This window comes from Myxococcus sp. AB025B (assembly GCF_006518215.1).
GTDB classification, from domain to species: domain Bacteria; phylum Myxococcota; class Myxococcia; order Myxococcales; family Myxococcaceae; genus Myxococcus; species Myxococcus fulvus.
In genome coordinates, this window is the sequence record NZ_SRLW01000104.1 from 23,643 (window position 1) to 29,998 (window position 6,356).

General features: G+C 71.2%; 7 protein-coding genes. 2 read left to right on the plus strand and 5 right to left on the minus strand.

Features of this window, described 5'->3' with window-relative positions; all coding sequences use genetic code 11:
- The first annotated feature begins 60 nt into the window (after positions 1 to 60).
- Entirely contained in the window at positions 61 to 1,425 is a 1,365-nt protein-coding gene (locus FL311_RS18995) for a Xaa-Pro peptidase family protein (RefSeq protein WP_141326774.1), read from the plus strand.
- A gap of 76 nt (positions 1,426 to 1,501) precedes the next feature.
- Positions 1,502 to 1,870 carry a response regulator gene (locus tag FL311_RS19000; protein WP_141326776.1) on the plus strand — a complete coding sequence of 123 codons (369 nt, stop codon included), beginning with the start codon at positions 1,502 to 1,504 and terminating at the stop codon, positions 1,868 to 1,870.
- Between the two features lie 54 nt (positions 1,871 to 1,924).
- Here FL311_RS19000 and FL311_RS19005 read toward each other — a convergent pair whose 3' ends face one another.
- The 5 genes from FL311_RS19005 to ung all read right to left on the minus strand — a co-directional run bounded on the left by FL311_RS19005 (position 1,925) and on the right by ung (position 6,226).
- Positions 1,925 to 3,109 (minus strand): tetratricopeptide repeat protein, encoded by a 1,185-nt coding sequence (locus FL311_RS19005; protein ID WP_141326778.1) that lies wholly within the window; start codon positions 3,107 to 3,109, stop codon positions 1,925 to 1,927.
- The gene (locus FL311_RS19010) at positions 3,109 to 4,053 is read right to left on the minus strand and encodes a hypothetical protein (RefSeq protein ID WP_141326780.1); all 945 of its coding nucleotides are present in this window, start codon (positions 4,051 to 4,053) and stop codon (positions 3,109 to 3,111) included. Before FL311_RS19010 ends, FL311_RS19005 begins: the two co-directional genes overlap by 1 nt.
- Positions 4,054 to 4,143: 90 nt before the next feature.
- Entirely contained in the window at positions 4,144 to 4,638 is a 495-nt protein-coding gene (locus FL311_RS19015; protein WP_141326782.1) for a DUF3592 domain-containing protein, read from the minus strand.
- A gap of 28 nt (positions 4,639 to 4,666) precedes the next feature.
- Positions 4,667 to 5,485: an acyl-CoA thioesterase II gene (locus FL311_RS19020; RefSeq protein ID WP_228556954.1), complete on the minus strand. Its 819-nt coding sequence runs from the start codon at positions 5,483 to 5,485 to the stop codon at positions 4,667 to 4,669.
- Between the two features lie 63 nt (positions 5,486 to 5,548).
- A complete protein-coding gene (ung, locus tag FL311_RS19025; protein ID WP_141326784.1) occupies positions 5,549 to 6,226 on the minus strand; it encodes a uracil-DNA glycosylase in 678 nt (225 codons plus the stop codon).
- Positions 6,227 to 6,356 lie beyond the last annotated feature (130 nt).

Here is a 6,356-nt window from a genome sequence, read left to right on the forward strand (position 1 = left end):
CCGGGAGCGGACGAGGTCGGGGATGATGGCGGCGCCTTCTCCCGAAAGGATTCCCGAAGCATGAAGCGCGTCCGGTCCGCTCTCGTCACCGCCCTGCTCCTCGCCGCCCCCCTGGCGAGCGCGGCGGGCAAGGACTCCATCGTCTCCGGCGACCCGTGGCCGCGCATCCGCAAGGAGCGCATCCAGAAGCTGCTGCCGCAGGCCATGGCGCGCGCGAACGTGGACGCCTGGGTGGTGCTCTGCCGGGAGAACGACAACGACCCGCTGGCGATCCACGTCGGCGGGGAGAACGCGGGCGGCACGGCGGCGTTCCTGTTCCTGCGGCAGGGGGACACGGTGCGCTCGCTCGCGCTGTCGCCGGTGAGCGAGGCCACGGCGCTGCGCGAGGTGGCGCCGTTGGACGAGGTCATCTCGGTGGAGCGCGGGCAGGACCTGTACGCGCAGATTGCCGCGAGGCTGGCGGCGGCGAAGCCCGCGCGCATCGCCATCAACGCGTCCACGTCCGTCACGGTGGCGGACGGGCTGTCGTCCTCGCAGCGCGCGGCGCTGGAGAAGGCGCTGTCGCCCGCGCTGCGCAAGAAGCTGGTGTCGTCCGAGGACGTCGTCTCCGAGTGGCTGTCCGTGAAGCTGCCCGAGGAGGTGGACATCCTGCGCAAGGCCGCGGCGCTCACCGCGCAGTTGCAAGTCGAGGCGTACGCCACGGTGGTGCCGGGCAAGACGCGGGACTCGGACGTGGCGAAGTTCCTCAAGAAGCGCATGGCGGAGCTGGGCGTGGGGGACGCGTGGGCGCCGGACCAGAACCCGGCGGTCAACAGCGGGCCGTTGCGTGGCCACTCGCACGCCACGGAGAAGGTGATTCAGCCCGGGGACTTCATCCAGACGGACTTCGGCATCCGCGTGGGCCACTTGTGGGTGACGGACATCCAGCGCTTCGCCTACGTGCTCGCGCCGGGGCAGAAAGAGGTGCCGAAGGACGCGCTGGAGAAGTGGGAGAAGGGCCGGCAGGGAAACCGCGTGGCGCTGGCGGCGCTCAAGCCGGGCGTCAGCGGCTGGGACGTGGACAAGGCGCAGCGCGTGTGGATGAAGGAGGCGGGCTCGGAGCCGATGAACATGTTCGGCACCGGCCACCCCGTGGGGTACTGGGCGCATGACGTGGGGCCCGCGCTCTCCGGTGGGGCGAAGGACAAGCCCAAGCAGGGCCAGTCCACGCGCGTCGTCCGCGTGGGGCAGGTGTTCGCCTTCGACGGGTTCTTCGCGTGGAAGGACGGCGGCCCGGACGCGATGCGTGTCATTTCCGTGGAGGAGATGGCCGTCGTCACCGAGACGGGCGCCGAGTACCTGATTCCGCCGCAGGAGGACCTGGTGCTCATCCCGTCGCCGGGCACCCCGGGTCAGCAGAACCCCGTGGCTCCCGCACCGCGCTGACGGAATGCGTTGCTCGCCCTACTCTCCTGGCTGGCCCGGCTCGTAGGATGAGACGGGCTTGCCGGGAGAGCGCGCGATGCAGACCGTGCTGGTGATTGACGATGACCTGTTCGTGCTCTCGCTGGTGACGGACATCCTGCAGAGCGCCGGCTTCCAGGTGCGCACGGTGCAGTCACCCGAGAGCGCGTTCCAGGAGGAGTTGGGGAACATCTCCGCCATCCTGTGCGACTACAACATGCCGTCGATGAACGGCGCGGACGTGCTCATCGCCATGCGCGAGCTGAAGGAGTGCAACGCGCCCTTCATCTTCCTCACCGGCCACGAGCAGCTCGATGACCTCATCCCCGTCGCCATCCGCTACGGCGCGGAGCTGCTGCCCAAGCCCATCCACCCCGTGGAGCTGATTCGACTGCTCATGAAGCAGCTCGCCAACGTGGCGGCGTGAGACACGTGTTTCATGTCTCGGCGACGGGCGCCCGTGAGCGCCCGTCACCTCCGCTCAGGAGGCCAGCGCCTTGATGAGCCGCTCGGCCTGCTCGCGCCACTCGGGGTCCAGGCGCTCCAGCTTCAAGAGCGACTGCGCCAGCTGCGTCGCCCGCTGCTTGTCGCCCAGCCGCGCGCTCACGAGCGCGAGGTTGAGCTGCGGCTCGGGACGCTCCGGCGCACGGCGGTGCGCCTCCTCCAGCACCTCGAGCGCCTGCTGGCCCGCGCCCGGGAGCTCATCCTCCGGGATGCGCATCAGCAGGTTGCCCAGGTTGTTGGCGGGGGCCCAGTCGTCCGGGTCCAGCTTCATGGCCTCGCGCCACGCCGTCAGCGCGGCGGGGATGTCCACCGGCTCGATGGCCTCCAGCGCCATGCCCTCGACCATGCGGCTCTGCGAGGTGGCCTGTCCGCGCGACGCCAGCTTCCTGCACAGCTCCAGCGCGTCGGTCAGCCGCCCCTGCGCCAGCCGCAGCCGCGCCAGGTTCGCCTGCGCCGCGGGAGCGTCTGGCTCCACGCGCGCCAGCGTCTCCGCCGTGGCCACCGCGCCGCTCAGGTTGCCGCGCGCCAGTTGCACGTTGCACAGCGCGTTGAGCAGGTACGGGTCGCCGTCGAGCGCCTTGATGCCCGTGGTCAGCAGCTCCTCGGCCGCGCCCAGCTCACCGCCCGCCTGGAGCGCCACCGCGAGCACCAGGTAGCTGGGCCCGTGCCTCGGGTTGAGGCGCAGCGACTCCTGGAGGTGGTGGAAGCCGTCCTTCAGGTTCTCCTGGGCGAAGAGCACGCGCCCCAGGTGGAAGTGATGGATGGCCGTGCCCGGCGACAGCTTCACCGCCTGCTCGAGCGCGGTGCGGGCACCCGCGTTGTCGCCCTGCTCCGCCAGGAGGTAGCCCTGGCCGAACCAGGCCTCGGCCTTCTGGGGCCTCGCCTTCGCCACCTTCCGGTAGAGCGCCAGGGCGCCCGCCGCGTCACCGCGCCGGGTGAGCAGCGCGGCCCGGACCAGTTGCACGTCCGGCTCCTCCGCGCTCACGCCCGCGAGCCATGACTCGGCCTGGGCCTCGTTGCCATCGAATGCCGCGAGCCGGGCGAGCGCGACCCGGGCCGCCAGGTCCGAGGCATCGCGCTTGAGCGCGGCCTCGGCCTCCCGGCGTGCCTGGTCCAGCTCCCCGGCTGCGAGCAGTGCGTCGTACCTGGCGGTCTCCGCCATCAGCCAAACAGCCCCTTGAAGAAGTTGCCGACGGACTTCACCACATTCTTGGCCACTTCGATGGGCTTCTCGACGACGCTCTTCACCGCGTCGGCGATCTTCCCGAAGTTGATGTCCACGTCGAAGCCGAGCTTGAAGCCCACGCCCAGGGCCGCGCCGAAGTCCACGCGGGCCTTGAAGCGGCCGTTGTCCCAGCTGGCCTCGGCACGGGCGGAGACACCCACACCGGCCCAGGCCTCCGCGCGGCCCGTGACGCCGCCGTAGTCGCCCAGCTTCACCGTGCCCGTGGCACCGGCGCGGGCGCCGATGAACGCGTCACCACCGACGCGGGCCGCGTACTTGCCGTTGATGGGGTCCACCGTCACTTCACCGTGGAGACCCGCCTTCGCGCCCACCCACGCCTTGCCCTGCAGCTCCGCCTGGATGGGGCCGACACCCGCGCGCAGCGTGCCCTCGGCGTCCACCAGCGTGGCCTTCGCGTCCAGGTCGCCGCGGGCGAACAGCTTGCCGCCCTCGATGCCCACCTCGCCGGAGCCCTTGAGCTCGGCCTCGAGCAGGCTCACCTTGCCGTGGCCCTGGGCCACGCTGTTGGCGTCGCCGAAGCCGCCCTCGAGCTTCTTGACCGCCGCGCCCTTGGTGAACTGGCCGTCGATGCCGACCTTCGGGATGGCGCCCAGCAGGCTCGCCATGGCGCCCGTCACGCGGCCCGTGGACTCGTGCTGGGACTCGTGGCTGTAGCTGGTGTTCCAGTTCTGCGTGGTGCTCTTCTCACGCTCGAAGTGGCTCTGGAGCCGGCCGTTCTCGAAGGTGGTCTGGACACCCGTGTTGGTGTCCTTGACGACCTTGTCCGTGGTCGTGTTCTTCACCACCGCGGCGTTCCGCGGCGTCTGGGTGGTGCGAACCGGGTTCTGCTGACCGCGACGGATGGAGGAGCGATCGCTCATGGCGGACCTCGGCCGGGGACTGGCCGGGAAAGAATGTGAAGGGATTGTCGCGGGGGACGTGGATCAGTTGCGTCCAGGACGGAGATTTTCCTACAGGCGTGCCGCGAACCAGCGCGCCACCAGCGGCATGCAGGCGCCGAGCGCCACCAGTCCCAGCCCCACGCCCAGCCGGACGAAGCTGGGCGCGTGCGCGCCGGGCTCCAGCACCGCGTCGGTGGGGTCCGCCGGGTTGTAGGCGACCCGGACGGCCTGTCCCGGGGGATAGCGCCGGAGGACGGACTGGGCGTGCTCCGGGTTGGTGTACGCGGCGGGGTCCACGCGCAGGGTGGAGGTGCCGACCAGCACGCGGCCCACGGTGTACTCGTACTGGATGACGGCCTCGTAGTGGATGCGCGGCTCGGCCGGGCCGGCGACGGGGAGGCGGCGCTCGAACTCCTCGGCGGAGCGGATGGTGCCGGGCGCGGTGGGCCAGCTCAGGGTGCGCCGGGCGCGCTGGACGTCCTTGAGACCGGCGACCACGAAGAGGACACCCACCGCGGCGAGCAGCGCGGCGATGGCGGTGACGACGACCCAGAGCACTTGCACGCCGCCGACACTACCAGATGGCGGGACTTCAGCCGCCCATCACCACGAAGAGCTGGCGGCACTGGGCCAGCAGCACGCCGTCCTCGGTCCACAGCTGCTGGTAGTCGTCCGCGTAGCCCTCGCCCGCCTGACGCGAGCGCCCGGTGCGCAGGAAGTGGGCGTCCGGCTTGAGCCCGGGCATGGGCAGCGGGTGGAAGAAGTGCACGGTGAAGTCCACCGTGGCCGCCGGGCGGAAGCCCTCCACGCGGGAGAGGGCCGCCGGGGGGTAGGCGTCCATCAACCCCACCAACAGGGGCGCGTCCAGCACCGTGGGCTGACGGGGGCGGAGCCAGCCGCCCGTCTCGGCCACGTCCGAGCCCGAGTACGGCGCCGAGCCCAGGCAGAAGCGGAACTCGAAGTGGCGGCAGAAGTCCGGCATGGGCACGTCGTCGGGCGTCGCCGGGACTTCGAGTGGGGGCGGCACCTTGGGGGGCGTCAGGTCCAGGTACTCCAGGGCCCCGCCGCGCGAGGCGCCGAACGTCGCGCTGCCCACGGCCACCACGCCCGCGTCGTTCTCCACGCGCACCGTGGCGTGGGTGACGAGCTTCCCGGCGCGCTCGAGGCGCGTCAGCACCCGCGCCTCGCCCTCCACCGCGGGAGAGCAGAAGTGCATGGTGAACGAGCGCACCGGCCGGGCCGCGTCCGCCAGCGTGTGCTCCAGCGCGCGCAGCGCCGTGCCCGCCACGACGCCGCCGTAGGCCCCCCTCCCCTGGTACCAGTCCGCGTGGAAGCGGGTGCGGTAGACGTTGGGTTCCAGCAGCTCGGGCGTGGAGGCGGCGACGAAGGCGGCGGTCATGTCGCGACGCACCGTATCAAGCCTCGTCCCGGAGGCACGGCCTTCGTGCCCGGACGCGCGGTGCGGCCCGCCGCTTCACCGGGACAGGCGCCAGTCGACCGGGGGCCGGCCCTTGGACTCCAGGGCCTGGTTCACCTTGCTGAAGGGCTTGCTGCCGAAGAAGCCGCTGCTGGCCGACAAGGGCGAGGGGTGGGTGCCCTCGATGACGACGTGGCGCTTCGCGTCGATGAGCTTCTTCTTCTTCTGGGCGTACTTGCCCCAGAGGAGGAAGACGACGGCGTCCTGCTTGGCGCTCACCGCGCGGATGACGGCGTCGGTGAAGTCCTCCCAGCCGTGGCCCGCGTGGCTGTTGGGCTGGGCCTGGCGCACGGTGAGCACGGCGTTGAGCAGGAGCACGCCCTGCTCGGCCCAGGGAATGAGGGAGCCTGTCTTGGGACGGGGCTCCCGCACGTCCGCCTCCAGTTCCTTGAAGATGTTGACCAGCGAGGGCGGCGAGGGCACGCCGGGCTTCACGGAGAACGCCAGCCCGTGTGCCTGCCCGGGCCCGTGGTACGGGTCCTGGCCCAAAAGCAGCACGCGCACGTCCGCGTAGGGCGTCAGCCGGAAGGCGGAGAAGAGGTCCTCCTCCGAGGGGAAGACGGTGGCCGCCTCGCGCTCCTGGGCGACGAAGCGCTCCAGCTCCTGGAACGAGGGTGAATCGAGCGCGGACTTCAGCTCCCGCTTCCAGTCCTCCGGCAACCCGTCCTTCAACATGGCGTGACTCCCCGTCCGACCTGCGAGGTCGGGCATTGAAGCACCGCCCGCGCGGAGGGCCCATCGCTTTCGCCCCGGCGTCCTGGGGGTGACAGCCGCACTGGAAGCGACCGGGCGGGCGGTGCTTCAA